The sequence below is a fragment of the Streptomyces sp. WAC04114 genome, assembly GCF_019733245.1.
In the GTDB taxonomy this organism is placed as follows: Bacteria; Actinomycetota; Actinomycetes; order Streptomycetales; family Streptomycetaceae; genus Streptomyces; species Streptomyces massasporeus_A.
Window position 1 is genome coordinate 1 of the sequence record NZ_JAIGQA010000134.1, and the last position, 24,061, is coordinate 24,061.

25 protein-coding genes and 3 pseudogenes are annotated in these 24,061 nt (G+C 71.0%); 16 read left to right on the forward strand and 12 right to left on the reverse strand.

The genetic code is table 11. The features are described 5' to 3' along the window. A pseudogene (locus K4G64_RS27955) lies at window positions 1-400 on the reverse strand (peptidoglycan-binding protein); the annotation flags it as partial. 181 nt (window positions 401-581) lie between these two features. Between K4G64_RS27955 and K4G64_RS27960 the strand changes: the two are divergent. After that, complete coding sequence (locus K4G64_RS27960) at window positions 582-1,292, forward strand: TetR family transcriptional regulator (RefSeq protein ID WP_221758756.1); 711 nt, start codon at window positions 582-584, stop codon at window positions 1,290-1,292. Window positions 1,293-1,444: 152 nt separating this feature from the next. Beyond that, on the forward strand, window positions 1,445-1,855 hold the full coding sequence (locus K4G64_RS27965) for a Zn-ribbon domain-containing OB-fold protein (protein WP_190896278.1): 411 nt from the start codon (window positions 1,445-1,447) through the stop codon (window positions 1,853-1,855). A 7-nt stretch (window positions 1,856-1,862) separates the two neighbouring features. On the opposite strand, the gene K4G64_RS27970 is transcribed toward K4G64_RS27965, so the two are convergent. Beyond that, entirely contained in the window at window positions 1,863-2,252 is a 390-nt protein-coding gene (locus K4G64_RS27970) for a PPOX class F420-dependent oxidoreductase (protein ID WP_221758757.1), read from the reverse strand. 30 nt (window positions 2,253-2,282) lie between these two features. Beyond that, entirely contained in the window at window positions 2,283-3,461 is a 1,179-nt protein-coding gene (locus K4G64_RS27975) for a MalY/PatB family protein (protein ID WP_221758758.1), read from the reverse strand. Window positions 3,462-3,485: 24 nt separating this feature from the next. On the opposite strand from K4G64_RS27975, the gene K4G64_RS27980 reads away from it, so the two are divergent. Continuing rightward, window positions 3,486-4,475, forward strand: coding sequence for a hypothetical protein (locus tag K4G64_RS27980; RefSeq protein ID WP_221758759.1), 990 nt, complete (start codon window positions 3,486-3,488; stop codon window positions 4,473-4,475). A gap of 123 nt (window positions 4,476-4,598) precedes the next feature. Beyond that, the gene (locus tag K4G64_RS27985) at window positions 4,599-5,945 is read left to right on the forward strand and encodes a S1 family peptidase (RefSeq protein ID WP_221758760.1); all 1,347 of its coding nucleotides are present in this window, start codon (window positions 4,599-4,601) and stop codon (window positions 5,943-5,945) included. 167 nt (window positions 5,946-6,112) lie between these two features. Here the strand turns inward: K4G64_RS27985 and K4G64_RS27990 are convergent, their stop codons facing one another. Then, complete coding sequence (locus K4G64_RS27990; RefSeq protein WP_190896289.1) at window positions 6,113-6,298, reverse strand: hypothetical protein; 186 nt, start codon at window positions 6,296-6,298, stop codon at window positions 6,113-6,115. A 151-nt stretch (window positions 6,299-6,449) separates the two neighbouring features. Continuing rightward, window positions 6,450-7,610 (reverse strand): ROK family transcriptional regulator, encoded by a 1,161-nt coding sequence (locus K4G64_RS27995; RefSeq protein WP_221758761.1) that lies wholly within the window; start codon window positions 7,608-7,610, stop codon window positions 6,450-6,452. 170 nt (window positions 7,611-7,780) lie between these two features. Here K4G64_RS27995 and K4G64_RS28000 point away from each other — a divergent pair, with 170 nt between their 5' ends. Genes K4G64_RS28000 through K4G64_RS28015 form a run of 4 tightly spaced genes read left to right on the forward strand, consistent with a single transcriptional unit; the run spans window position 7,781 to window position 12,287 of the window. Next, window positions 7,781-8,746, forward strand: coding sequence for a carbohydrate ABC transporter permease (locus K4G64_RS28000; protein ID WP_221758762.1), 966 nt, complete (start codon window positions 7,781-7,783; stop codon window positions 8,744-8,746). Window positions 8,747-8,762: 16 nt separating this feature from the next. Next, window positions 8,763-9,698, forward strand: coding sequence for a carbohydrate ABC transporter permease (locus K4G64_RS28005; RefSeq protein ID WP_221758763.1), 936 nt, complete (start codon window positions 8,763-8,765; stop codon window positions 9,696-9,698). A 10-nt stretch (window positions 9,699-9,708) separates the two neighbouring features. Then, complete coding sequence (locus K4G64_RS28010) at window positions 9,709-11,058, forward strand: sugar ABC transporter substrate-binding protein (protein WP_221758764.1); 1,350 nt, start codon at window positions 9,709-9,711, stop codon at window positions 11,056-11,058. Window positions 11,059-11,087: 29 nt separating this feature from the next. Further along, a complete protein-coding gene (locus K4G64_RS28015; RefSeq protein ID WP_221758765.1) occupies window positions 11,088-12,287 on the forward strand; it encodes a Gfo/Idh/MocA family protein in 1,200 nt (399 codons plus the stop codon). 34 nt (window positions 12,288-12,321) lie between these two features. Here K4G64_RS28015 and K4G64_RS28020 read toward each other — a convergent pair whose 3' ends face one another. Continuing rightward, the gene (locus K4G64_RS28020; RefSeq protein WP_221758766.1) at window positions 12,322-13,017 is read right to left on the reverse strand and encodes a L,D-transpeptidase; all 696 of its coding nucleotides are present in this window, start codon (window positions 13,015-13,017) and stop codon (window positions 12,322-12,324) included. 252 nt (window positions 13,018-13,269) lie between these two features. Between K4G64_RS28020 and K4G64_RS28025 the strand changes: the two genes are divergently transcribed. From K4G64_RS28025 to K4G64_RS28040, 4 genes are all read left to right on the forward strand, one after another. Beyond that, window positions 13,270-14,403 (forward strand): glycosyltransferase family 2 protein, encoded by a 1,134-nt coding sequence (locus K4G64_RS28025; RefSeq protein ID WP_260461085.1) that lies wholly within the window; start codon window positions 13,270-13,272, stop codon window positions 14,401-14,403. Between the two features lie 73 nt (window positions 14,404-14,476). Further along, the gene (locus K4G64_RS28030) at window positions 14,477-14,650 is read left to right on the forward strand and encodes a hypothetical protein (RefSeq protein ID WP_221758768.1); all 174 of its coding nucleotides are present in this window, start codon (window positions 14,477-14,479) and stop codon (window positions 14,648-14,650) included. A gap of 57 nt (window positions 14,651-14,707) precedes the next feature. Further along, window positions 14,708-15,331, forward strand: coding sequence for a class E sortase (locus K4G64_RS28035; RefSeq protein WP_221758769.1), 624 nt, complete (start codon window positions 14,708-14,710; stop codon window positions 15,329-15,331). Between the two features lie 33 nt (window positions 15,332-15,364). Beyond that, on the forward strand, window positions 15,365-16,084 hold the full coding sequence (locus K4G64_RS28040) for a TetR/AcrR family transcriptional regulator (RefSeq protein WP_221758770.1): 720 nt from the start codon (window positions 15,365-15,367) through the stop codon (window positions 16,082-16,084). A gap of 22 nt (window positions 16,085-16,106) precedes the next feature. Here the strand turns inward: K4G64_RS28040 and K4G64_RS28045 are convergent, their stop codons facing one another. The 3 genes from K4G64_RS28045 to K4G64_RS28055 all read right to left on the reverse strand — a co-directional run bounded on the left by K4G64_RS28045 (window position 16,107) and on the right by K4G64_RS28055 (window position 18,829). Then, entirely contained in the window at window positions 16,107-17,021 is a 915-nt protein-coding gene (locus tag K4G64_RS28045) for an SDR family oxidoreductase (RefSeq protein ID WP_221758771.1), read from the reverse strand. 90 nt (window positions 17,022-17,111) lie between these two features. Next, window positions 17,112-17,741 (reverse strand): MBL fold metallo-hydrolase, encoded by a 630-nt coding sequence (locus tag K4G64_RS28050; RefSeq protein ID WP_221758772.1) that lies wholly within the window; start codon window positions 17,739-17,741, stop codon window positions 17,112-17,114. Further along, window positions 17,741-18,829: an S-(hydroxymethyl)mycothiol dehydrogenase gene (locus K4G64_RS28055; RefSeq protein WP_221758773.1), complete on the reverse strand. Its 1,089-nt coding sequence runs from the start codon at window positions 18,827-18,829 to the stop codon at window positions 17,741-17,743. The genes K4G64_RS28050 and K4G64_RS28055 overlap by 1 nt, the downstream gene beginning before the upstream one ends. A gap of 162 nt (window positions 18,830-18,991) precedes the next feature. Here K4G64_RS28055 and K4G64_RS28060 point away from each other — a divergent pair, with 162 nt between their 5' ends. Then, window positions 18,992-20,746: an ABC transporter ATP-binding protein gene (locus K4G64_RS28060; RefSeq protein ID WP_221758774.1), complete on the forward strand. Its 1,755-nt coding sequence runs from the start codon at window positions 18,992-18,994 to the stop codon at window positions 20,744-20,746. Window positions 20,747-20,803: 57 nt separating this feature from the next. Here K4G64_RS28060 and K4G64_RS28065 read toward each other — a convergent pair. After that, window positions 20,804-21,090, reverse strand: a pseudogene (locus K4G64_RS28065) (hypothetical protein). Window positions 21,091-21,263: 173 nt separating this feature from the next. On the opposite strand from K4G64_RS28065, the gene K4G64_RS28070 reads away from it, so the two are divergent. Together K4G64_RS28070 and K4G64_RS28075 are read left to right on the forward strand one after the other, a co-directional pair. After that, the gene (locus K4G64_RS28070; RefSeq protein WP_221758775.1) at window positions 21,264-21,626 is read left to right on the forward strand and encodes a nuclear transport factor 2 family protein; all 363 of its coding nucleotides are present in this window, start codon (window positions 21,264-21,266) and stop codon (window positions 21,624-21,626) included. Between the two features lie 48 nt (window positions 21,627-21,674). Then, a pseudogene (locus K4G64_RS28075) lies at window positions 21,675-22,046 on the forward strand (bifunctional 5,10-methylene-tetrahydrofolate dehydrogenase/5,10-methylene-tetrahydrofolate cyclohydrolase); the annotation flags it as partial. Here K4G64_RS28075 and K4G64_RS28080 read toward each other — a convergent pair. Together K4G64_RS28080 and K4G64_RS28085 are read right to left on the reverse strand one after the other, a co-directional pair. After that, window positions 22,047-23,219, reverse strand: coding sequence for a CU044_5270 family protein (locus tag K4G64_RS28080; RefSeq protein ID WP_260461086.1), 1,173 nt, complete (start codon window positions 23,217-23,219; stop codon window positions 22,047-22,049). Continuing rightward, window positions 23,212-23,772: an RNA polymerase sigma factor gene (locus K4G64_RS28085; RefSeq protein ID WP_221758776.1), complete on the reverse strand. Its 561-nt coding sequence runs from the start codon at window positions 23,770-23,772 to the stop codon at window positions 23,212-23,214. Before K4G64_RS28085 ends, K4G64_RS28080 begins: the two co-directional genes overlap by 8 nt. Window positions 23,773-23,820: 48 nt before the next feature. Between K4G64_RS28085 and K4G64_RS28090 the strand changes: the two genes are divergently transcribed. Then, a partial coding sequence (locus K4G64_RS28090) for a cbb3-type cytochrome c oxidase subunit I (RefSeq protein ID WP_260461088.1) occupies window positions 23,821-24,061 on the forward strand: 241 nt, incomplete at its 3' end.

The following is a 24,061-nucleotide window of genomic DNA, read 5'->3' on the forward strand; positions in this document are numbered from 1 at the left end:
GGACGACAGTGCCGCGCAGCAGGAGCGCCCCGCCGAAGCCGATCACCGCTGCCGCCAGGACGGCCACCGCGACGGCGGCGCGGCGCAGCCCGGCCCCCGGGGGGACGGCGCGGGTGGGCCTGCGGGTCTCGCGGGCGACGGGAGGGAGCTCCTGCGTCAGGGCCTCGGAGCCGGCAGGCGGATCCGGCAGCGCGACGGACTCGTAGCCGCCGGGGGCGCGGCCGGACGCGTAGCCGCCGGGTTCGCTCCCGGTCTCCTGCCGGGCGGGGTCGCGGCCGGTCTCCTGCTGGAACTCCCGCATCAGTTCCGCGAGCGCGTCGGTGCGGCGGGGCCGCAGGACGCGGATGGGTTCGAGGGCCGGGCCGTCGTGCGGCGGCAAGGGCTCGGACGGTGTCGACACGCTGCTCTCCTTCGTCCGGGCCCGGGGCGCCCGTCCTTCGAGGATCGTCGTGCCGCTAGATACGCGGCCGGCGCGGCCGGGGTTCAGAGCCCCGTCGGGTCCGGCGGGCGGAGACCTCAGTACCGCCCGACGAGTGCACTGAGTGCCATGAGTGGTCCCACGGGGTGCTACGTTCGCGCTCATGAGCTCCGAAAAAGCCGAGGCCGACACCGGGAAACCGCCCATCCGGGACGCCCTGGTGGCGGCGGCCTACGAGCTGTTCCCGGAGCGGGGGTACGAGCAGACCACCGTCGACGACATCGTGGCGCTCGCCGGTGTCGGACGGCGCTCGTTCTTCCGCTACTTCCCCTCCAAGGAGGACGTGGTCTTCCCGGACCACGAGCGGTGCCTCGCCGACATGACGGCCTTCCTGGCGGACGGCTCCGACGACGACGATCCCGTGCGGCGGGTCTGCGACGCGGCCCGGCTCGTGCTGCGCATGTACGCCGAGAACCCGGCGTTCTCGGTACAGCGCTACCGCCTCACCAAGCAGGTGCCAGGGCTGCGGGCGTACGAGCTGTCGGTGGTGTGGCGCTACGAGCGGGCCCTCGCCGAGTACCTGCGCGGGCGCTTCGCCGCCCGCCGGGACGGCACGCTGCAGGCCGACGTGATCGCGGCGGCGGTGGTCGCCGCGCACAACAACGCGCTGCGTTCCTGGCTGCGTTCGGACGGACAGGGCGACGCGGGCGCGACGGTGGGCCACGCACTGGACTACGTGCAGTCGGCGTTCGGCGGTGTGCCGCTGCCGCCTGCCGTGGAGCAGCCGGAGGACGTCGTGGTCGTCGTGTCGCGGCGCGGGGCACCCCTGTGGCGGGTCGTGCAGGAGATCGAGACGACGCTGGGGCGGGGCTGAGGGCTTCCCATATTGAGGGTACGGAGTGCCTTTACGCGTGGCACTGAGTGCCATACTCTGTGCTGCGTGCACGGTGGCACGGCGAACCGCGCACACGTGTGCGCGGGTGATCGCGTGCGCGGATTCCGGCCGAGTGCAGGGAGTTGACCAGCGTGTATCACTCAGGAAGCGTCACTCAGCAGGCCGCCGGCTCCGCGACGGGTCTGCTGGACCCGAGGGGCCAGAACTCGGAGGCCATCCTCTTCCAGCGCTGCACGTGGTGCGGCACTGCCATGTACCACCGGCTGCTGTGTCCGGTGTGCCGGGGCAGCGAGCTGCGCACGGAGCGCGCCGAGGGCACGGGCACGGTGCGCCACTCCACCGTCGTGCACCGCAACACCCCGGCGGCGCGCAATGTGTCGCAGATAGAGATGGCCGAGGGGTTCGTGGTGCGCGGCCGGGTGATGGGCCCGCCGATCGGCATCCACAGCGGGGACCGGGTGCGGCTGTCCACGGCCAAGGACCCGGTACGGGGCGAGCCGGTCTTCCAGCTGCTGGACGAGCCGTACCGGGCCTGGAGCTGACGCCTCGTCAGTCGGCGGCGGGGGTGACACGGATGCCCACCGTGCCGTCCACCCCCCGGCGCAGCCGGCTGCCGAGCAGGGTCAGCCGGCCCGTCAGGCCGTACTTGCGGCCGATCAGCTGCCGGTAGCGGGCGGTGGTGGCCGCGTCGCAGATCTCCGCCGTCGCGGGCACCTGCTCGCCGGTGGGATTGCCGCGCAGGTCGCAGGGGCCGACCAGCACGTCAGCGCGGTTGCGGATCCGCTTCACCTTCCAGGAGTCGGCGGCTGTCCACACGCCGAGCGCGTCTGAGTCGCGTACCACCCAGACCGGGGTGGCGACCGGCGTGCCGTTCTTGCGGTAGCTGGTGACCAGCAGGTACTTGCCCGCGCCGAGTGCGTCCAGCGTCCTGTCGTCCATGCCGGGAAGTCTACGAGCGTGCCCCCGGGTTCAGCGCAGCGCCGCCGCCATTCTCCGTACGCCCTCCGTGAGCACCTCCCGCGAGGTCCCCAGGTTGAGGCGGGCGTGGCCGGTGCCTCCGGTGCCGAACGGCAGGCCGGAGCTGAGGGCGACCCCGCCGCGTTCCAGGAAGACCTCGGCCGGGTCGTCGCCGAGATCGAGGGCGCGGCAGTCGAGCCAGGCCAGGTAGGTGGCGTCGCCCGGCCGGTAGCGGATGGCGGGCAGGTGCTCGGCCAGCAGGTCCGCGAGCAGCCGCCGGTTGCCGTCGAGCCCGGTCAGGAGGGCGTCGAGCCAGGTGACGCCGTCGCGCAGGGCGGCGGTGTGGGCGATGACGGCGGCATGGCTCGGGCCGTGCCCCACCTCCTCGGGCATCCGCTCCAGGTCGGCGGCGGCCTCCGGCCCGGCGACCGCGAGGGCGGCCTTGAGCCCGGGCAGGTTCCAGCCCTTCGAGGCCGACATCAGCGACAGGCCGCGCTCGGCGCCCGGCACGCTCAGATACGGCACGAAGCCGGCGTCGCCGAGCACGAGCGGGGCGTGGATCTCGTCGGCGACGACGCGCACGCCGTACCGCTCGGCGAGCTCGGCGACGGCGGACAGCTCCTCGGCGGTGTGCACGGTGCCGGTCGGGTTGTGGGGGCTGCACAGCAGGTGGGCGGCCCGCCGCCCACCTGCCACGGCCTGCCGGAAGGTCTCCTCCAGAACCCCGAAGTCGAGGCGCCCGTCCACCCCGAGCGGAGCCTCGGCCACCCGCCGGTCCATGTGCTCGAGGAACATGTAGAACGGCGGGTACACGGGCGGATTCACGACCACCGTGTCGCCGGGGCCCGTGACCAGTTTGATCATCTCGACGACGCCCAGCATGACGTCGGGCACGATCGCGGTGCGCTCCACCGCCAGCCCGCTCCATCCCCACCGCTTGTCGGCGAAAGCGGCCAGGGCCTCCGCGTAGGCGGTGCCGGCCGGGTAGCCGGTGTCGCCGAGGTGGAGCGCGTCGGTGACGGCGCGCACGACGGGATCGGCGAGCGGCACGTCCATCTCGGCCACCCACAGCGGCAGCACGTCCTGTGGGTAGGTGCGCCACTTCATGCTGGTGCGCTGCCGGAGCCGGTCGAGGGTGAGGGCTTGCAGGGGATTCGGTTCACCGGACGTCTCGTGCGGGATCCTGGTCATGGGCACACGATAGGGGGCTGTGCGGTGAGCGGGAGTCTTGCGGACGGGGAGCGGGGCGGGGCGGCGGGCGCGTTCCTGGAGATCGCCTGTGACGAGTCGGGGTCGGACGGCGAGAACCTCACCGGCGGGGACACGGACGTGTTCGCGCACGCCGGGGTGTCGCTGTCGGTGGCGTCGGCCGCGGCGACGGTACGAGAGATCCGGGACCGGATCCGGTCGCCCGCCGAGGAGTACAAGGCGAACCACCTGCTGCGGGAGAAGCACCGCGCGGTGCTGGAGTGGCTGCTCGCGCCGCGGGGTCCGATCCACGGGCGGGCCCGGGTGCACCTCATGGAGAAGACGTTCTTCGTGGTGGACCGGACCCTCGGCCTGCTGCTGGACGACGCGGCGGAGGCGGCCGTCCTGTTCCGCGCGGGGCGCCCGGCTTTCGGGGACGACGGCTGGCGGGCGTTCCTGGCGGCGGCCAACCAGCTGCTGCGGATCCGCCACGACGGGGACCCGGTGGACGCCTTCTACGACACGGTCGACGCCCTGCGCCGGACGCACCCGCCCACGGACGCGGCCGGGATCCTGGAGCGGCTCGCCGGGACCCGGCCCCGCGCGGTCTCCTACCGGGAGGGGGTCCTGGCCGGGCCGCCGCTGATCCCGTTGCTCAACCCGCTGCTTCCGGCGATCGTGGCGACGGCGGCGCTCTGGAGCCGCGACGGGCGGCCGGTCCACCTCGTGCACGACCGGCAGAACATGCTGACGCCGGACCGCATCGCGTGGATCGAGGGCACGGCCCGGCGGGCCGGGGCCGGCCTGGTGGGGGTGCGGCTCGTCGTCGCGCGGGACGACGCGCGGGTGCAGGTGGCGGACTTCCTCGCCGGGATCGCCCGCAAGATCGCCTCCGACGAGCTGAACGGCCGCGGGGACCCGGCGCTGACCGCCCTGCTGCGGCCCTACGTCGATCCCGACTCGGTGTGGGGCGACGCGCGCAGCGGCGCCCTGCTCGCGGCCCCGGTCGCCGGGTGAGAGCGAAGAGATCACCGGTGCGCTGAACGCGGCACGGCTGCGCTCCGTATGGAGTGAAGGGCACTCAACTCCAGGAGGGCCCCGCGGTGTTCGCACCGTGATGTTCTGGTTCGGGAGCCATGCATGAGGCACGCACGACGACGGGTCGTCCGGCGAGTGACACGGCTGGCGGCCGTCGGCGGACTCCTCCTCGGAGGAGCGATGGTCACCAACGCCGTGGCGAGCGAGCCCCAGGCCCCGTCCATCGGCGTCCCGTTCACGGCGCCGCCGGCGACGGGTGAGGGCACCGACCTCGTGTCCCGGCTGGGCAACTCCCGCACCGCGGGCAGCTGGATCGACAAGGCCGGGCGGCCGGTCGTCGCGGTCACCGACGACGAGGCGGCGGCCGCGGTGAAGCGGGCCGGCGCGCAGGCCAGGATGGTCGAGCACAGCATGAGCGACCTCAAGTCCGCGGCGGCGACGCTGCGTTCGGCACCCCGGGTTTCCGGAACCTCGTGGGCCATGGACTACAAGAGCAACCAGGTGGTGGTGCGGGGCGACAGCACCGTCTCCTCCTCCGACTGGTCGCGGATGACGAAGGTCGCCGAGGGCATCGGATCGTTCGTGCGCATGGAGCGCTCCGAGGGCACGTTCACGACGCGGGTCAACGGCGCGCAGCCGATCCTGTCGACCGCCGGGCGCTGTTCGGCGGGGTTCAACGTGACCGACGGCAAGAGCGACTTCATCCTCACGGCCGGGCACTGCGGTCCCGACGGGTCCGTCTGGTTCGCCGACGACCGCGGCCGGGACCAGGTCGGCACCTCACTCAAGGGGAGTTTTCCCGGCGACGACTACTCCCTGGTGAAGTACGACGGCGGCCGGGCGGGCAAGGGCGCGGACGTCGTCGCGGTCGGCGACGGCAAGGGCGTGCGGATCACGGGCGTCGCCGACGCGGAGGTCGGGCAGAAGATCTTCCGCAGCGGCAGCACCAGCGGGCTGCGCCAGGGCGAGGTGACCGCGCTGAACGCCACGGTCAACTACCCCGAGGGCACGGTCACCGGCCTCATCGAAACCAACGTGTGCGCCGAACCGGGCGACAGCGGAGGCCCGATGTTCGCCGACGGTGTCGCGCTCGGCGTGACGTCGGGCGGCAGCGGGGACTGCACGGCGGGTGGTACGACGTTCTTCCAGCCGGTGACGAAGGCGCTGACCGAGCTCGGGGTCAAGCTGATCGTGGCGAAGTCGTCCGGTGGCACGGGTACCGCTCCCGCGCCGTCGGCGTCACAGGGCGCGGCCTCGCCGGGTGCGTCGGCGCCGATCACGGGCACGGACGTGTCGACGCTGCTGAGCCGACTCACCGACCCGCGCAACGTCGGCCCCGGCATGCTCGTCATCGGGGGCAGCCTCGTCGCGCTGGTGGCGACCCGGTGGATCCGCGCGGAGCAGGACCGCAAGGCGTATCGGCAGTACTACTCGGCCACTTGGGGATGACGCCGAGGCCGAAGCACTGGCGGGCGTGCCGGTTGCACGGCGACGATGCCGTGGACGACGGCCGAGGGAAGTGCGAGAAGGGCACCCATTGGATCAGGGGTGCCCTTCGACGAGGGTCCGATGCGTGGGCGACGAGGGCCCGATGCGTCGGCGGGCCGGGGCGAGGGTCAGGCCGCGGGCGCCGACTGCGGGGCCGCGGTGGCCCACTCCAGGACGAGCCGCTGGTATACCTCACGCTGCTCGACGCTCAGTGTCCCGCCCGACCGGCGCCACAACGCGCGGATCTCCTCGTTGACCTCGTCAGCCGATCGCTCGGATGATGATTCAACAGTGGTGGACATGCTGTGAAGCATACGTCGCCACACGTGAAGGTGATGTGAGTAACGATGAACTAAACGGGCATTCCGGACAGTGTTACTGATCACGTCCATCTCCCGGTAAACGTGAGGCTGTTCACATCAGCCACCTGTGAGTACCTTTCACCGCCGGGAAGTTCGCCGCCGTTCACGCTTCGGCCGACCCCAGCACCAGCACCTTGATGGCCAACACGGCCGCGCCACGCGCCCAGTCGTGGAAGTCGGACACCTTCGTCTCCAGGCCGACCGGGGCGGCCAGCGGGTGCCGCAGGTCACGGACCGTCTCCTCGACCGTCTTCCCGGCCACATCCATCAACCCGACCCCCTCCCCCGCGAGCAGGATCTTCTGCGGCATCACGAAGTTGGAGATCTGTGCGACGAGCGTCCCCAGGGCGCGTGCGGCCTCGTCGACGACCCGGGCGGGCATCGGGTCCCCCGCGGCGGCCAGGGCGAGGATCTCCTCGTAGCCGCGGTCGGTGCCGGTGGCGGCCCGGATCTGGTAGCGGATGCTGGGGATGGTCAGCAGCGAGACGGCGCTGCCGCGCCTGCCGTCCGGGGTGAGCGGCCCGTTGGGGTCGACGATCCAGTGCCTGCCGAAACCGCGGTCCTCCCCCGCGAAGGGCACCCGCTTGCCGCCCAGGACGAGCCCGTAGCCGATCCCGGCACCGATGGTGAGGACGACGAAGCGGTCCAGGCCCCGTCCGGCACCGAACCAGGTCTCGGCCTCCACCAGGGCGGCGACGTCGTTCTCGACGACCACCGGCAGCCCGGTGCGCTCCGAGACCAGGTCGGCCAGGGGGACGTCCCGCCACAGCAGGAAGGGGGACTCGCCGACCACGGCACGGTCCTGGACGAACCCGCCGACCCCGATGCCGATCCCGGCGAGACGGGGGTGGCCCTCGGCCAGTTCGGTGGTCATCTCGGCCAGCACGTCGGCGACTTCGGCGGGGTCGTGGGTGGTGAGCGGGCGGTCGTGGCGGGCGACGATGCGGCTCCGCAGCGTGGTGACGACGCCGTAGACCGTGTCCTCGGTGATCTTGAAGCCGAGGAAGAAGCCCGAGTCGGCGACGACGTCCAGCGGCTGGAAGGGGCGGCCCTGGCGCGTCTCGGCGGGGGCTCCCGCCTCGGGCACCTCGACCAGCAGGCCCGACTCGATCAGGGGCTTGGTCAGCCGGGTGAGGCTGCCGGCCGACAGGCCCAGCCTGCGGGCGAGTTCGGTGCGCGACAGCGGGCCGTGGACGAGCACTTCGATCGCCACGGAGCGCTCGCCCGCGCTCAGCGGCAGCCAGCCGGCGGTGCCGTCGGTCATGACGGTCCGACTCCCCTCAGCTATTTTTTCGCACTGAAACCAACATGACCACTCTAGGTCGATGAAGGTTCTTGAGAAAAGATGTTTGCCTGCCTCTTGACGCAGCAATTGTTTCGCACCAAAAGTAAGTCCCGCCAGAGGACGAGCCGCCGCAGCGAGGGAGTCTCCCGATGACCATCGCCTCCAGCAGTCCTCCTTCACGTCTGCCCACGGGCGGCGCGGCGGAGGCCCGCAGCAGGACCGGGACAGAGCAGGGGGTGTCCGGCGAGGACCGGGGGGACGGCCGGCTGGCCGCGCTGTTCATCGCGCCGGCCCTGCTCGGTTTTCTGGTCTTCCTGCTCTGGCCGACGCTCCGGGGCATCTATCTGAGCTTCACCCGCTTCAACCTGCTGACGCCGGCGGAGTGGGTGGGCCTGGACAACTACGTCCGCATGGTCAACGACCCCATCTTCTGGGACTCCCTGTGGGTCACCGTCGAGTACGTCTTCATCAACATCGGCGTCCAGACGATCGCGGCGCTCGCCATCGCCGTCCTGCTCCAGCGACTGACCCGGTCGGCGCTGCTGCGCGGGATCGTGCTGACGCCGTATCTGATGTCGAACGTCGTCGCCGGTCTGGTCTGGCTGTGGATCCTCGACACCCAGCTCGGCATCGGCAACGAGATCATCGGCGGCCTCGGCGTGGACCGCATCCCGTTCCTCGCCGACGAGACCTGGGCGATCCCGACGATCGCGCTCATCAATGTGTGGCGGCACGTGGGGTACACCGCACTGCTGCTGTTCGCCGGTCTGCAGGCCATCCCGAACGACATGTACGAGGCGGCCCGGGTGGACGGCGCGAGCGAGTGGCGGATGTTCTGGCGGATCACCATGCCGCTGCTGCGACCGGTGCTCGCAGTGGTGCTGATCATGACGGTGATCGGGTCGTTCCAGGTCTTCGACACCGTCGCCGTGACCACCGCGGGCGGCCCGGCGAACGCGACCAACGTCCTGCAGTACTACATCTACGGCTCGGCGTTCGGCCGCTTCCAGTTCGGCTACGCCTCGGCCATGTCCGTCGCCCTGCTGGTCGTGCTGAGCGCGATCACCGTCCTCCAGTACCGGCTCACCCGGGCCGGCCGGACCGACCTCGGCTGAGAAGGGAGACACCGCCATGGCCACCGTGACGACACCACCGACGACGACACCGCCGACGACCCTGCGGCCGGTCCGGCGCAGGTTCTCCTTCGGGCGGGCCGCGGCCTGGACCGTGATGGGACTGGTCGTCCTCATCACCCTGCTGCCGTTCTACTGGATCCTGCGCACCGCGCTCTCCACCAATGCGGGTCTGAACGCCGACCCGACCAACCCGCTGCCGGTCGACCTGACCACCAGCGGCTTCCAACGCGCCCTGGGCCTGCAGTCGGCCGAGGAGGCCGTCGCACAGGGCGGCGCGGGCGGCGGACTGGACTTCTGGCGCTACCTGCTCAACTCGGTGCTGGTCTCGACCCTGATCACCGGCTGTCAGATCTTCTTCAGCGCGATGGCCGCCTACGCCTTCTCGCGGCTGCGCTGGCGGGGACGGGACAAGGTGTTCGGGCTGTTCCTGGCCGGGATGATGGTGCCGGCCATCTTCACCCTGCTGCCGAACTTCGTGCTCATCAAGCAACTGCACCTGATCGACACGCTCCTCGGCATCGCGCTGCCCACCATGTTCATGACGCCGTTCGCGGTGTTCTTCCTGCGGCAGTTCTTCATGAACATCCCCAAGGAGGTCGAGGAGGCCGCGCTGCTCGACGGCGCCGGGAAGGTCAAGATCTTCTTCCGGGTGGTCCTGCCGATGGCGTCCACGCCGATCATCACCCTCGGTGTGCTGACGTACATCACCTCCTGGAACGACTACTTCTGGCCGCTGATGGTCTCCTACAGCGACAGTTCGCGCGTGCTGACCGTGGCGCTCGCGGTCTTCCGGGCGCAGACCCCCGCGACCGGCGTCGACTGGTCCGGGCTCATGGCCGCGACGCTGATCGCCGCGCTTCCGATGCTGGTGCTGTTCGCCTGCTTCGCCCGCCGCATCGTCAGCTCCATCGGCTTCACCGGGATCAAGTAAGGGGACTGTGATGCGAATTCGACTTCGTCCGCTCGTCGCGGCGACCGGAGCGCTGGCGCTGTCCCTGGTCAGCGGGTGCGCGCAGGGAGGTGCCGCCGGATCGTCCGCGAACACGGTCACCTACTGGCTGTGGGATGCCAACCAGCTGCCCGCCTACCAGGCGTGCGCGAAGGGGTTCGAGAAGGAGAACCCCGGACTCAAGGTGAAGATCACGCAGCTGGGCTGGAGCGACTACTGGACCAAGCTCACCGCCGGGTTCATCGCGGGCACCGCGCCGGACGTCTTCACCGACCACATCCAGAACTTCGGCCAGTTCGCCGACCTGAAGGTCCTCGAACCGCTCGACGACCTCGGTATCGAGGACTCCGATTACCAGCCGGGCCTCGCCGCCAACTGGGTCGGCCAGGACGGCCACCGCTACGGCGCTCCGAAGGACTGGGACACCGTCGCGCTGTTCTACAACCAGAAGATGACCGAGGACGCCGGTCTCACCGCCGAGCAGCTGAACGACCTCTCCTGGAACCCGAAGGACGGCGGCACCTTCGAGAAGGCCATCGCCCACCTCACCGTCGACAGGAACGGCAAGCGGGGCGACGAGGCGGGCTTCGACAAGGACAACGTCGAGGTCTACGGCATGGCCACGGGCGGCGGCGGTTTCGGCGACGGCCAGACGCAGTGGAGCCCCTTCACCGGCTCGGCGGGGTGGAACTACCTGAACAAGCCGCGATGGGGCACGGAGTACCAGTACGACAGCAAGACCTTCCAGTCGGTCGTCGAGTGGTACTTCGGCCTGGCGAAGAAGGGCTACATGCCGCCCCTGTCGGACTACAACATCCAGTCCAACCAGCAGAACACCCAGATCGCGGCGGGCAGGGCGGCCACCGCGTTCGACGGGGCCTGGATGATCTCCACCTACGCCGGCTTCAAGGGCAAGGACATCAAGACCGCCGTGACGCCGGCCGGCCCGGCCGGCCGGCGCGCCACGATGATGAACGGCCTCGCCGATTCCATCACCAAGGCCTCCAAGAACAAGGCGGGCGCCCGCAAGTGGGTGGCCTACCTGGCCTCGGACCGCTGCCAGACCGTCGTCGGCAGGTCCGGGGTCGTCTTCCCCGCCACCCCGGCCGGCACCGAGGCGGCCGTCGCCGCGTACAGGAAGAAGGGCATCGACGTCTCGGCCTTCACCCGGCCCGTGGCCGACAAGAAGGACTTCCGGACCTTCTCCTATCCGATCGCCAGCTACTCGGCGGACATGACGGCGCTGATGGCCCCCGCGATGGAGGACATCTACGGCAACGGCAAGCCCGTGAGCAGCCTCGACCAGACCAATGAACAGATCAACCTGATCCTCTCGCAGTGATCACCCGACCAGTGAAGGGCACGCCCCCCATGACGTTCTCCCTCGGCATCGTCGGCGCCGGACAGTTCTCGGGCCAGTTCGCCACCCTGTTCCAGGCCCACCCCGGCGTCGGCGACATCTACGTCACCGACCTGCTGCCCGAGCGGGCCGCACAGCTCGCCTCTTCCCAGGGGCTGGCGGGCACCTTCCCGTCCTACCAGGCCATGCTGGAGTCGGAGGACGTCGACGCCGTCGCGATCTTCACCCAGCGCTGGACGCACGGGCCGCTGGTGCTCCAGGGCCTGAACGCCGGCAAGCACGTGTACTCCGCCGTCCCCATGGCCATCAGCACGGAGGAGATCGCGGCGATCATCGACGCGGTCAAGGCCACCGGGCTGACCTACATGATGGGCGAGACCAGCGAGTACAACCCGGCGACGGTCCACGCCCGCAACCAGATCGCCGAAGGCGCCTTCGGGCGGCTCTTCTACGCCGAGGGCGACTACGTCCACGACATGGACCTGGGGTTCTACGAGGCCTACCAGTACAGCGGCGGCGAGAACTGGAAGGCGACGGCCAGCTATCCCCCGCTGCTGTACCCGACGCACGCGGTCGGCGGTGTGCTGGGCGCCTGGAAGACCCACGCGGTGAGCGTGTCGGCGATCGGTGTCGTCGACGACCGGGGCGACGGTGTCTTCGACAAGGACGTCAGCCAGTTCGGCAACGACGTCTCCAACGCCACCGCGCTGTTCGAGGTGGCGGGCGGCGGCTCGTTCCGTACGAACGAGTTCCGGCGGGTCGGCTACCCCTCGCACATACGGGAGTCGCGGTTCCGCTTCTTCGGCACCGAGGCGAGCATGGAGCAGCTCGCCACGGTCGCCCTCTGGCAGGACAAGAAGGGGGTGCAGGACATCAGCGAACTGCTGGAGCCCAAGCCCACCATGGCGCCCGACGACCCGTCACTCCAGCACATCGCGCCGGAGCTGCGCGCCGCCTTCACCTCCGGGTCGGCGCCCGTGCACGACCGCGCTCGGCTGCCGAGGGAGTTCGACCACCTCCACAACGGCCACGAGGGCAGCCACCACTTCCTGGTGGACGACTTCGTGACCGCCGTCAACTCCCGCACGCTGCCGTCGGTGAACGCATGGGTGGCCGCCCGCTACACCCTGCCGGGCATCGTCGCGCACGAGTCGGCGCGGCAGGGCGGGGCCAGGCTGGAGATCCCGGACTTCGGGGACGCGCCCCAGTAGGGGACACCGCCGGACGCGAGCCGGGTGCCCGGTATCAGGTGCCCGGCTTGCGGCCGTAGACGAAGACGTCGTCGCCCTTCTTCAGCAGCGACCAGTACTTCTTGGCGTCGGTCTTCGTCATGTTGGTGCAGCCGTGCGAGCCCGGCGGGTTCCACATGCTGACGCCGACCGAGTGGAAGGCCTGGCCGCCGTCGAAGAACTGCGCGTAGGGCATCGGCACGTCGTAGATGGACGAGACGTGGTCGATGTTGCGCCAGTAGATCTTCTTCAGGCCGGTGCGGGTCTCGTACCCGTTGCGGCCGGTGCGGACCGGGACGGGGCCGTAGACGAGCTTCTTGCCGTCCTGGATCCAGCTGAGCTGGAGCGTCAGGTTCACGCAGGCGATCCGGCCCTTGTTCACCGGGCACTTGCCGTCCTTGTTGGGGGTCTTCCCGACGGCCTTCTGCTTCTGCATCAGGTCCATCACGCCCCAGGTGACGGAGCCGGCGTAGCCGATGTTCGGGGTGATGCCGTGCTTGGTCTGGAAGGCCTTGATGGCCTTGCAGTCGGCGGCGGACTGCTTGCCGTCGACCGGACGGCCGAGGAACTTCTCCACCTGCTTCTGGTACGGGCCGGCCTGCGTGGTGCAGCTCGCCGCCTGGGCCGGAGCGGCCCCGAGCGCGAGCGTGAGCGGTGCCACCAGACCGGTGATCCCCAGTGCGACGGCGCTCCGTCTGCGTACGTCCCCCATGGCTGGTCCTGCCCTTTCGCGAAAGCGGTTCGGTGATGTCTGCCAGCTAGACGGACGGAGACCGATTCCGGTTGTGCGGACGGCGGCGCTGGGACGGAACAGTGACATTCCTCATGAGCGGGCCGGGGCAGCGCGAAGCAGTGGACAGGCAAAACAGACAGGCGAAATCTATGCCGCAAGTTGCGCATATACGTTTACAACGTAAGGTTACAGACATGTGGTAGCAGTTCATCCAGTCGCATGGAGCACGTGATGATCGAGACGCTCTCACCGACAGCATCGGATCTCCGTCCGCGGTGTGACCCGGCGGCCGTCTCTGCGCCGCAGTCGCCTCGGGTGATCGTGCTCGTGCCCGCCTACAGGGAGGTGGATTCACTCCCCCACGTGCTGGAGGCCCTGCGGGGGCAGACACATCCCGCGGACCGGGTCGTCGTGACGCTCGATCCGCACCGGGACAGCGGTCGGACCGCGGAGCTGGAACGGATCGCCCACGCGGCCGGGGCCGAGGTCTGGCATTCGGTCGGCAACCGGCACAAGAAGGCCGGCAACCTGAACGGAGCGCTGGGCAGACTCCTGCCGGAGGTCTCCGACCGGGACGCGATCCTCGTCCAGGACGCCGACACCTATCTGGATCCCCACTTCATCGAGGTGACCCTCAGGAGAATGGGCCGGGGGTACGGCGCCGTGGGCGGCACCTTCCGCGGTCGCTCCGGCGGCAGACTGTGCGGGGCGTTCCAGCGCAACGAATTCGCCCGGTACGCCCGGGACACGGCACGGAAAAGGGGCAAGGTGCTGTGTCTGACCGGCACCGCGTGCCTTTTCCGGGCCGGAGCCCTCAAAGAGGTCCTCCAGGCGCGGGCATCGGGGCGGCTGCCCGCGGCCGACGGCGTCTACGACACGAAGGCGCTGACCGAGGACAACGAACTCACGCTCGCCCTGAAACATCTCGACCACCGCATCGTCGCCCCGACGCGGGCCACCATGACCACGGAGGTCATGGAGACCTGGCGGGCCCTGGCCAAGCAGCGGCTCCGCTGGAAGCGCGGCGCGCTGGAGAACTTGATCGACTACGGCCTCACCCGCTACACGACGGAAGGCTGGGCCCGACAGCTCGTGGCCTTCCTGGGAGTGTCCGTGTCGACGGCCTACATCGTGTCCGTCATCTACTTCCTCGCCGTCGGCTCAGGGCTGCGGATCGCGCCGTTCTGGATCGCCTTCACGGCGTTCTACGCCATCGAGCGGGCGGTCACCGTGAAGTCGCGCGGCTGGCGTGTGTCGGTCGCCTCGATGCTGGTCCTGCCGGAGTGGTTCTACGACCTGTTCCTCCAGGGCGTCCACCTCCGCGCGCTCGCGGAGACGGCCCTGCGAAGGGACCGCGCGTGGTGACATCCGAACGACTCGCCCGAAGACGCACACGACAACTCACCCAAGGAAATTCGCGCGGAGAAGGGAAAGGATCATGGCGAACTATGTCGGTGCCGGCACCACCGCCGGTGGAACCACCGGGGCAGGGCTGCTGCCGGTCACCGGAGGCCCGGGAAGTGTCTGGTTCTGGATCGTCGTCTTCGTTCTGGTCTCGGCGGGCTGCGCCGCACTGCGGCTGATCCCACGCAGGATCGAGGACGACGCCTGACAAGGTCGCCGGGGCGGGGCCACGGAAGTGGCCCCACCGCACCGCAGGAGGTCGGGAATGCGCAGGGTGATGATCCTTCTGGGCGTCGGCCTGATTCTCGCCGGTCTGACCTTGGGCGGCCTCAGAATCTTCCACGACCGGCAGGCGGACGACGCCTACGCGCAGACGCAGCAGTCGCTGCGCCATGAGCTCCGGCAGTCGGCCGCACCACCGCAGAAGGCGCGCCAGGAGAAGCCCGAGCCGCGTGCCGGAGACGCCTTCGCCGTGCTGCGCGTTCCCCGGTTCGGCGGGAACTTCGCCCCGGTGATCGTCGAGGGCGTGTCGCAGGCGGCCCTCGCGAAGGGCCCCGGGCACTTCCCTGAGACGGCACTGCCGGGTGAGCCGGGCAATTTCGCGGTGGCCGGTCATCGCACGGGGTGGGGACAGCCCTTCAACCAGCTCCCGGAGCTGCGAAGGGGGGACACGATCGACGTCGAGTGGAAGGGGACCACCTACACCTACCGGGTCACCCACAGCAAGGTCGTGGAGCCGTCCGACGTCGGTGTGCTCCTTCCCGTCCCCGGCAAGCCGGGGGCCCGGCCCGACAAGGCCCGGATCACCCTCATCACCTGTACGGACCGCGGCTGGGACGGGACGTACGTCCACCGGTTCGTCGTGTGGGGCGAACTCGACAGGCCATGACGGCGAGAGGCATCTCCGTGGAGGAGGCAGGTGATGGTGAACGGCGCGGGGCCGGGCGCCGACGAGGACGGACGCCACGGCAGGCTCAGTCGCGAGCGGGTCCTCGCCGCGGCTCTGGACCTGGTCGATCGCGAAGGCCTCGCGGCACTGACCATGCGCCGGCTGGGTGCCGAGCTCGGTGTGGAGGCCATGTCCCTCTACCGCTACGCGCCGGGCAAGACCGCGCTGCTGGATGGTGTGGTGGAGGCCCTGTTCCTGCAGCTGGAGGAGCGGCTCGCGGCGGCACCCGCCCCGGAGGCGGCCGCCGCGAGCACCGAGTGGCGGGCCGAACTGCACCGCATCGCCCGGATCACCTACCAGGTCTGCCTCGACCACCCGGAGGGGGCACCGCTGATCTTCACCCGCTTCACCGAGGTACCGCTGGCGCGCAGGGCGCCGGCGGTCCTCAGGGATCACGAACGCGTACTCGGCGTCCTCTGGGACGCCGGTTTCGACGAGAGGCGTTCCGCCCCGGTGCTGCGCGCCTTCACCGCCTGGGTCCTCGGATACGTGTCCGTGGAACTGCGCGCCATGGTGGACAACCCCAGGGAGCCGGACCCCGCGTTCCGGCTCGGTCTGTACCGCATGCCGTCGGACGAGCTCCCGAGGCTCCGAGCGACCGCGCCCGCCCTCGCCGGGCGGGGCGGGCCGGAAGGCCTGGCGGCGGGGCTGGACGCGCTGCTGGACCGCTTCGTCGAGAGGGGCCTCCTGTGAGGCCCCGCCGCCCCCGTCCGTGTCACCGGTATCCGGTGACGTCCGCGGGCTTCCCGGCGTCCTGCACCTCCACCAGGTAGCGCCAGGCGTCGGGGCGGCTGCCGTCCACGTCGGTGAAGCCGTACACCTGGGCGAGTCCGCCGCTGGACAGCGACTGCCCGTTCCAGCGCGCCACGTCCGCGTCGGCGGCGAGTGCGGCCACGGCCCGGCCCACGTAGTGCGGGGTCTCCGAGATGGCGAAGTGGGGGACGCGCTCCAGGGCGTCGCGCCAGTTGTCCTCCCGTACGCCGAAGCCGTCCAGCATCAGCTCCGAGCGCAGCCAGCCGGGGGTGAGGGCGACGGCGGTGGCGCCGCGCGGGCCGAGTTCGTGGCCGAGGGCGAAGGCCATACGAAGCACGGAGGCCTTGGCGAGGTCGTAGAAGAAGTTCACGCGGTAGTTCTCGGCGTTGTAGCCGGCGGTGCCGTCGGTGACCTCGACGACCAGGCCGCCTGGGTTGCGCAGCAGCAGGGGCAGGGCGTAGTGGCTGGTGACGGCATGTGTCTCGACGGCGAGCCTCAGCAGGCGCAGGCCGTTGTCGAGGTCGTGCTCCCAGAGGGGGCTGTCCCACTCGAAGAGCTTCTCGCCGCCCCAGATGTCGTTGACGAGGACGTCGAGGCGGCCCTGTTCGTCCGCGATCCGGTCCACGAGCGCCTTGACCCGCGCCCGGTCGAGGTGGTCCGTGGGCACCGCGATGCCCTTGCCGCCGGCGGCGGTGACCAGGTCGGCGGTGTCCTCGATGGTCTCGGGCCGGTCGTACTCCGAGCGGCGGGCTCGGGTACTGCGGCCGGTGACGTAGACGGTGGCGCCCGCCGCGCCGAGTTCCACGGCGATCCCCCGCCCCGCGCCCCGGGTCGCCCCGGCGACCAGTGCGACCTTGTCCTGCAACGGAACCGACATGTCCGACCTCCCGTGACCGTGGCTGCTTGTCGCCTCCAGGGTCACGGGTAAGCAGGACATCTTCTGTCGCCTTTTACCGGCGACACGCGGTCAGTGGCCCCGGGCGATCCAGTCCTGAAGCTGCGGGGCCTCCGCGCCGATGGTCGTGGAGTCGCCGTGGCCGGTGCGGACGGTCGTCTCGGGCGGCAGGCTCAGCAGCCGGTCGCGGATCGAGTCGATGATCGTCGGGAAGTGCGAGAAGGACCGGCCGGTGGCGCCGGGGCCGCCCTGGAAGAGGGTGTCGCCGGTGAAGACGGTGCCCAGTCCCGGGTCGTAGAGGCAGACCGCACCGGGCGCGTGTCCCGGGGTGTGCAGGACCCTGAGGTCGGCGCCGCCGGCCTCGATCGTCTGGCCGTCGACGAGCCAGGCGTCCGGCTCGCGGTCCGGGTGGGTCTGCTTCCACAGCGGCAGGTCGTCTCGGTGCAGCCAGATGGTGGCGCCGGTGCGCTCGGCGAGCGCGGGGGCGGCGTCGATGTGGTCGTTGTGGGCGTGGGTGCACACGATGGCGGCGAGCCGGCGGTCCCCGACCGCCTCGGCGATGGCGTCGGCGTCGTGGGCGGCGTCGATGACGATCGCCTCGTGGTCGTCGCCGACGATCCACACGTTGTTGTCGACGTCCCAGGTGCCGCCGTCGAGGCTGAACTGGCCGGAGGTGACGAGGTGTTCGATGCGGGTCGTCATCACAGCACCACCACCGAGCGCAGCACGTCGCCGTGGTGCATCCGCTCGAACGCCTTCTCCACCTCGTCGAGCTGGATCGTCTCCGTGACGAATGCGCCGAGGTCCAGGCGCCCCTGCAGATGCAGGTCGATCAGCATGGGGAAGTCGCGGGAGGGCAGGCAGTCGCCGTACCAGCTCGACTTGAGGGACCCGCCGCGGCCGAAGACGTCGAGCAGCGGCAGTTCGAGCTTCATCTCGGGGGTGGGGACGCCGACGAGGACGACCGTGCCCGCGAGGTCGCGGGCGTAGAAGGCCTGCTTGTACGTCTCGGGGCGGCCGACGGCCTCGATGACGACGTCGGCGCCGAAGCCCCCGGTGAGTTCGCGGATCGCCTCGACCGGGTCGTTCTCACGCGAGTTGACGGCGTGGGTGGCGCCCATGGAGCGGGCGGTCTCCAGCTTGCGGTCGTCGATGTCGACGGCGATGATCGTCGCCGCTCCCGCCAGCCGCGATCCGGCGATGGCCGCGTCGCCGACTCCGCCGCAGCCGATGACGGCGACCGAGTCGCCCCGGCCGACGTTCCCGGTGTTGATCGCGGCGCCGATGCCGGCCATCACACCGCAGCCCAGCAGCCCGGCCACCTCCGGGGCCACGCGCGGGTCGACCTTGGTGCACTGCCCGGCCGCGACCAGCGTCTTCTCCGCGAAGGCGCCGATGCCGAGGGCCGGGGACAGCTCCTGGCCCGTCGAGGCGAGGGTCATCTTCTGCTGCGCGTTGTGGGTGTCGAAGCAGTACCAGGGCCGCCCGCGCCGACAGGCCCGGCACTTGCCGCACACCGCACGCCAGTTGAGGATCACGAAGTCACCGGGCTCGACGTCGGTGACGCCGGGGCCGACCGCCTCGACCACGCCCGCGGCCTCGTGGCCGAGCAGGAAGGGGAAGTCGTCGTTGATGCCGCCCTGCTTGTAGTGCAGGTCGGTGTGGCACACCCCGCAGGCCTGCACCTGCACCACGGCCTCGCCCGGGCCGGGGTCGGGCACCACGACCGTCTCGATCCGCACCGGCTCGTCCTTGCCGGGGGCGATCACGCCGCGTACTTCCTGGGCCATGCTGCTGACTCCTTCGTCGGCCGGGGTCCGTTCCCTTCCGACCCTACGCGCGACTGATCGGTAAGGGGCGCGGATCGGCCGTCCTGTTCTGCTCGAAAAGGGCAGGCCGCGCGCGTCGGCGGCGACGTAGCCTGAACGCTCCGCCGACGCCGAGGGAGCGCCGTGACCATCGCAGAGACCGAGACCGCCACACCCCCGTGGCGGCAGCTCCTCGGATACGTACGGCCGCACCGCTGGTCCCTGTTCGCCGGTGCGCTGCTCTCGCTGGTCACCGGGGCGACCGGACTGCTGCTGCCACTGGTGGCGCGGGGCCTGATCGACGACCTGTCGCACGACCGGGCCATCACCGGCGCCCTGCTGGCGATGTCGGCCCTGGTCGTGGCCAACGCGGCGGTGGGCGCACTGGGTTCGTACGTGCTGACGCGCACCGCCGAGTCGGTGGTGCTCGGCGCGCGGCGGTCCCTGTCGTCGTACCTGTTGCGGCTGCGGGTCACGGCCGTGGACCGCAGCGAACCCGGGGACCTGATGGCCCGCATCACCTCCGACACGACGCTGCTGCGCGCCGTCACCACCGACTCGCTGGTGGGCCTCGGCACGGGCGGGCTCACGCTCGTCGCCACGGTGGTGATGATGGGCCTGGTGGACGCCGTGCTGCTGGGCGTCACCCTGGCCGTGATCCTGGGCGCGGGTGTGGTCCTCGGGGTGATCGTGCCGCGCATCAACCAGGCGAGCCGTCAGGCGCAGGACGCGGTCGGGGTCATGGGTGCCTCGCTGGAGCGGATCCTCGGCGCCCTGCGCACGGTGAAGGCGTCCGGCGCGGAGCACCGGGAGGAGCGGACGCTGCACGAGGCGGCGCAGGAGTCGTGGCGGCAGAGCGTGCGGGCCGCCAAGTGGTCGGCCGCCGCGGGCAACACGGCGGGACTCGCCATGCAGATCGCCTTCATCACGGTGCTCGCCGTGGGCGGCGCACGCGTCGCGACCGGCGCGGTGGACGTGGGCACACTGGTGGCGTTCCTGCTGTACGTCTTCTATCTGATGTCGCCGATACAGCAGGTCGTCGGCGCCATCACCCAGTACCAGACGGGCGCCGCGGCCCTCACCCGCATCGAGGAGGCCCTGCGCCTGCCCGCCGAACCGGCCGCCGAGGCCGCCCCGCTGCCCTCCCCCGGCGCCGAGCCCGCCGCCCTCGCCTTCGACGACGTCCGCTTCCGCTACGCCGACGACCTGCCCCCCGTCCACCATGGAGTGACCTTCACCGTGCCCGCACAGGGCATGACGGCGTTCGTCGGCCCGTCCGGCGCCGGCAAGACCACCGTCTTCTCGCTGATCGAGCGGTTCTACGACCCGGAGTCCGGCGTGATCACGCTGGACGGGCGGGACCTGAACGACTGGGAGCTGCCCCGGTTGCGCGCCGCGATCGGCTATGTGGAGCAGGACGCGCCGGTCCTGTCGGGCTCACTGCGGGAGAACCTGCTGCTGGGCAATCCGGAGGCGGACGAGGACGCCCTCGCGCGGGTGCTCAAGACGACCCGGCTCGACGGCCTGGTCTCCCGGCTGCCCGGCGGCCTCGACACGCTCGTCGGACACCGCGGCACCAAGCTGTCCGGCGGTGAACGGCAGCGCGTCGCCATCGCCCGCGCGCTGCTGCGCCGCCCCCGGCTGCTGCTGCTCGACGAGGCGACCTCGCAGCTGGACGCGGTGAACGAGGCGGCGCTGCGCGACACCGTCGCGGACGTGGCGCGCACGACCACGGTGCTCGTCGTGGCGCACCGGCTGTCCACGGTGACGATGGCCGACCGGATCGTGGTGATGGACGCGGGCCGGGTCCGGGCCGTCGGCACGCACCGTGAGCTCGTGACGGCCGATCCGCTCTACGCGGAGCTGGCGGCGACGCAGTTCCTGGCCACCGCGGACTGAGTCCGCGCATGCGTGAGGGCCGCCCGGGTCCGGGCGGCCCTCACGCGTGCGCTGCCGTCAGCGAATGTTCGGGACGAAGCCGAAGAGCGGGGAGACCAGACCGACGACCTGGTTCAGCTGGTCGAGGTCGTCGAGGCGGTTGAGCCCGGCCAGCTGTGAGGAGGCCGCGGGATCTCGTCCTTGTGCGCGGCGGGGATGTCGCTCACCGTCAGCGAGTCGAGCGTGGCCATCGGGCTGAGCGGGCTCTTCGCTTCCGCGTCGGCCGCGTTCGCCATCGGCGCGGCGAGGCCGGTGACCCCAGCGGCGAGACCAACGGCGGCGACGATACGTCGTGTTGAGATCATGGCTGGCGCAACGCGGGCGGGGTCCCGGCGGACACGGGCGGGCGACGCCGCTCAGCCGTCAGGCCCAGTGTTCCGGTTGCGCTTGCCGAGCCCGCCCGGCGGGAGGACGCTCGACAGGAGAGGCCTTTCGCGGCCCGCGTCCACCGGGCCGCGGCCCTTCGAAGGAGGTCATCATGGGAACCGCGGCAGACACCGCCTTCGGCCGGGACACCCTGCGCCAGGGCGTGGAAGGGAATCCGGACATCCTGCTCTCCCTGTACGCCGACGATGCGGAGCTGCGCATCGTGGACCGCACGACCCAGCCCAGCCACCCCAAGGTCCTGCACGGCCGGGACGAGATCGGCCGAATGCTCGAGGACGTCTACAGCCGCGACATGTCGCACAAGCTGGAGCACTGCGTCATCCAGGGCGACGAGGCCGCCTACAGCGAGAGCTGCCAGTACGCGGACGGGGTGCGCGTGCTGTCCGAGTCCATGATCGGGCTGCGCGACGGCAAGATCGTCGAGCAGACCCTGGTCCAGGCCTGGGACGAGTAGCGGGAACGTCTCCGGGCTCCGTCAGGGTGGGGCCGGGCCGTGACTGGGGCCGTGGTCGTGGGCCGCAGCGCGATCCTCGGCAGGCCCGCCGGCATGCTGCTGCTCGCCCGGGACGCGACGGTCACCTACTGCCACTCGCGCACCCGGGATCTGTCGGCGGCCGTGTGCGAGGCCGACATCGTGGTGGCCGCGGTGGGCCGGCCCCGGCGGATCCGCGGCCAGGACATCAAGCCCGGCGCGGTGGTGATCGACGCCGGGTACAACGCCGGGAACGTCGGCGACGTCGACTTCGACTCCGCCGTGGAGCGGGCCTCGCTGATCACACCGGTGCCGGGCGGTGTCGGCCCGATGACCATCGCCACGCTGCTGGAGCAGACGGTGGCGGCCGCCGCCCGGCAACTCGGTGTCGCCGAGGGGTGATCAGCGCATCCAGGCGCTGTACGACATGACGTCGCCCTCCTCGACGCCGTACTCGGGATCCGGTTGCGTGAGGGTGCTCTCCAGCCCGAGGACGGCGCCGGTGGACGGGTCCATGATCAGCATGCGGCGGACGCCTCGGCTGTCGTTCACGTAGGCCTGGCCGCGCCGGCCCAGCCGGTCGGTCACCCGGCCGACCGGCCGCAGTCCCTCGGCTCCGGCGAGGAGCCGGGTGAGCACCGCGCTCTCGCGTGCGCCGAGGGTCCAGTTGTCGAGCAGCGTCGCCATGGCGTCGAGCAGCTCGGGCGTGGTCAGCGGGGTGTCGGTGTACTGAGCCTCCATCAGGTAGACGCGCAGCCGGGCCGGATCGCGGGGCGGGGGTGACTTGGGCGGGGCGTCGCTCCAGCTCGGCGGGTAGGTCTGGTCGACGAGGACGTGGCCGTCGTCGACGAGGTGCGGTTCGCCGCCCTCGTCCGAGAGGACCGGGCGGCCCGGATGCCTGGGGTCCGTGGCCACGACGAGTTCGGTGTGGCTGTCGTCGGCCCGCCAGCGCACGATGCGCTCTTCCGGCAGGGTGATCGGGGGCTTGTCGTCGGACATGCCGAGACTCCAGGACTGCACGTGCGTGCCCTTGCGCAGCCGGGGCGCGCCGTCCCTCTCGGCCACGGCTGACGCCAGCTCGGCCATGCGGTGCAGGGGCACGGGTGTGGAGCCGGTCTCGACCACGAGCGGGCGGGGCGCGGCGATCGCGGGCGGGGTGCTCGGTCCGCTCAGCACGAGGGTGAGGGTCAGGGCGGCGACGACGGCGGTGGCGACCAGACCCCAGGCCAGGCGGAGTCGGCGGGGCCCGGGGAGCAGCAGGTCGCGCGGATGGCCGGGGAGCAGATCCCATCGGCTCCGCCGACCGCCGGGGGGTCGGCCTTCGGGGGCTGGACGGCCGGAGGGCAGGCCGCGCCGGTTGCGCCGACGACCGGAGAGCAGCCCCCATCGGCCCCGCGGGGGGCCCGGGAGCAGACCCGGTCGGTCCTGTGGGCGGCCGGGGAGCCCGTCCCCCGGGTCGCGCAGCAGTTGTTCCAGTCGGCGCTCGGCGTTGTGGTCCAGGGGGCCGTCGCCGAAGTGTGGGCCGTCGGGCGGCACGGGGTCGGCGCTGCGCAGCAGTTCGAGTTCGTCAGCCATGGCCGTGTTCCTTCGGGGCGGTCATGCAGGAGTGCTCGGTGATCGGGGGCGCGGGGCGCAGGCGGTCGATCTCGGCTCTGAGACGGCGCCGGGCCCGGTGCAGCCGCATGGACGCGGCCCGGTGGCCGCAGCCGAGGGCGACGGCGACCTCCTCGATGCCGAGTTGCTCCCAGGCCGTCAGCCGGAGCACCTCCTGGTCGGCCGCGGAGAGCCGGGCGAGTGCCTCGTGCACCCAGCCGCCGGGCGTGTCGGCCTCGGGGCCCACCGCGATGTGCCGTCCGTGCGCGCTGTAGTCGTTGCCGAGCCGGTCGACGAGCCTGCGGCGGCGGCCGTGGCCACGCACCGCGTTGGCCAGGCAGTTGCGCGCCACGCCGTACAGCCAGGGCAGCGCGGCGGCAGGGAGGTCGGCCCGGCGCCGCCAGGCGACCGTGAACACCTCCGCCACCACTTCCTCCACGTCGTCGGCCCGCCCGTCCAGTCGCCGGGCGACATAGCGGCTGACCGCCCAGTAGTGCTCGCGATAGGCAGCGGCGAAGATCTCGTCGTTGCTCATGTTCCGTTCTTGTCCGGCACCTTCCCGATCGTCACACCCGCTTTCGTGATGCTCCTCGCGTCGGTGAAGTGTGACGTCCGGGCGGAGCGCGGACACAGGCGGGGCATGAAGCACCTCAAGTGGCTGACGACCACCGACCACAAGACGATCGGCACGCTGTACCTCGCCACGTCGTTCGCGTTCTTCGTCATCGGCGGTGTGATGGCGCTGTTCATGCGCGCCGAGCTGGCCCGTCCGGGTCTGCAGATCATGTCGAACGAGCAGTTCAACCAGGCGTTCACGATGCACG

Coding starts and splice junctions, on each gene's coding strand:
- K4G64_RS28030 (WP_221758768.1), top strand. CDS start 14,477: ATGGCGAACTATGTCGGTGCCGGCACCACCGCCGGTGGAACCACCGGG.
- K4G64_RS28005 (WP_221758763.1), top strand. CDS start 8,763: ATGGCCACCGTGACGACACCACCGACGACGACACCGCCGACGACCCTG.
- K4G64_RS28020 (WP_221758766.1), bottom strand. CDS start 13,017: ATGGGGGACGTACGCAGACGGAGCGCCGTCGCACTGGGGATCACCGGT.
- K4G64_RS28040 (WP_221758770.1), top strand. CDS start 15,365: ATGGTGAACGGCGCGGGGCCGGGCGCCGACGAGGACGGACGCCACGGC.
- K4G64_RS28055 (WP_221758773.1), bottom strand. CDS start 18,829: ATGGCCCAGGAAGTACGCGGCGTGATCGCCCCCGGCAAGGACGAGCCG.
- K4G64_RS27990 (WP_190896289.1), bottom strand. CDS start 6,298: ATGCTTCACAGCATGTCCACCACTGTTGAATCATCATCCGAGCGATCG.
- K4G64_RS28080 (WP_260461086.1), bottom strand. CDS start 23,219: ATGGCTGACGAACTCGAACTGCTGCGCAGCGCCGACCCCGTGCCGCCC.
- K4G64_RS27970 (WP_221758757.1), bottom strand. CDS start 2,252: ATGGACGACAGGACGCTGGACGCACTCGGCGCGGGCAAGTACCTGCTG.
- K4G64_RS28010 (WP_221758764.1), top strand. CDS start 9,709: ATGCGAATTCGACTTCGTCCGCTCGTCGCGGCGACCGGAGCGCTGGCG.
- K4G64_RS28045 (WP_221758771.1), bottom strand. CDS start 17,021: ATGTCGGTTCCGTTGCAGGACAAGGTCGCACTGGTCGCCGGGGCGACC.
- K4G64_RS28070 (WP_221758775.1), top strand. CDS start 21,264: ATGGGAACCGCGGCAGACACCGCCTTCGGCCGGGACACCCTGCGCCAG.
- K4G64_RS27975 (WP_221758758.1), bottom strand. CDS start 3,461: ATGACCAGGATCCCGCACGAGACGTCCGGTGAACCGAATCCCCTGCAA.
- K4G64_RS28015 (WP_221758765.1), top strand. CDS start 11,088: ATGACGTTCTCCCTCGGCATCGTCGGCGCCGGACAGTTCTCGGGCCAG.
- K4G64_RS28000 (WP_221758762.1), top strand. CDS start 7,781: ATGACCATCGCCTCCAGCAGTCCTCCTTCACGTCTGCCCACGGGCGGC.
- K4G64_RS28085 (WP_221758776.1), bottom strand. CDS start 23,772: ATGAGCAACGACGAGATCTTCGCCGCTGCCTATCGCGAGCACTACTGG.
- K4G64_RS27985 (WP_221758760.1), top strand. CDS start 4,599: ATGAGGCACGCACGACGACGGGTCGTCCGGCGAGTGACACGGCTGGCG.
- K4G64_RS27960 (WP_221758756.1), top strand. CDS start 582: ATGAGCTCCGAAAAAGCCGAGGCCGACACCGGGAAACCGCCCATCCGG.
- K4G64_RS28050 (WP_221758772.1), bottom strand. CDS start 17,741: ATGACGACCCGCATCGAACACCTCGTCACCTCCGGCCAGTTCAGCCTC.
- K4G64_RS27995 (WP_221758761.1), bottom strand. CDS start 7,610: ATGACCGACGGCACCGCCGGCTGGCTGCCGCTGAGCGCGGGCGAGCGC.
- K4G64_RS28035 (WP_221758769.1), top strand. CDS start 14,708: ATGCGCAGGGTGATGATCCTTCTGGGCGTCGGCCTGATTCTCGCCGGT.
- K4G64_RS28025 (WP_260461085.1), top strand. CDS start 13,270: ATGATCGAGACGCTCTCACCGACAGCATCGGATCTCCGTCCGCGGTGT.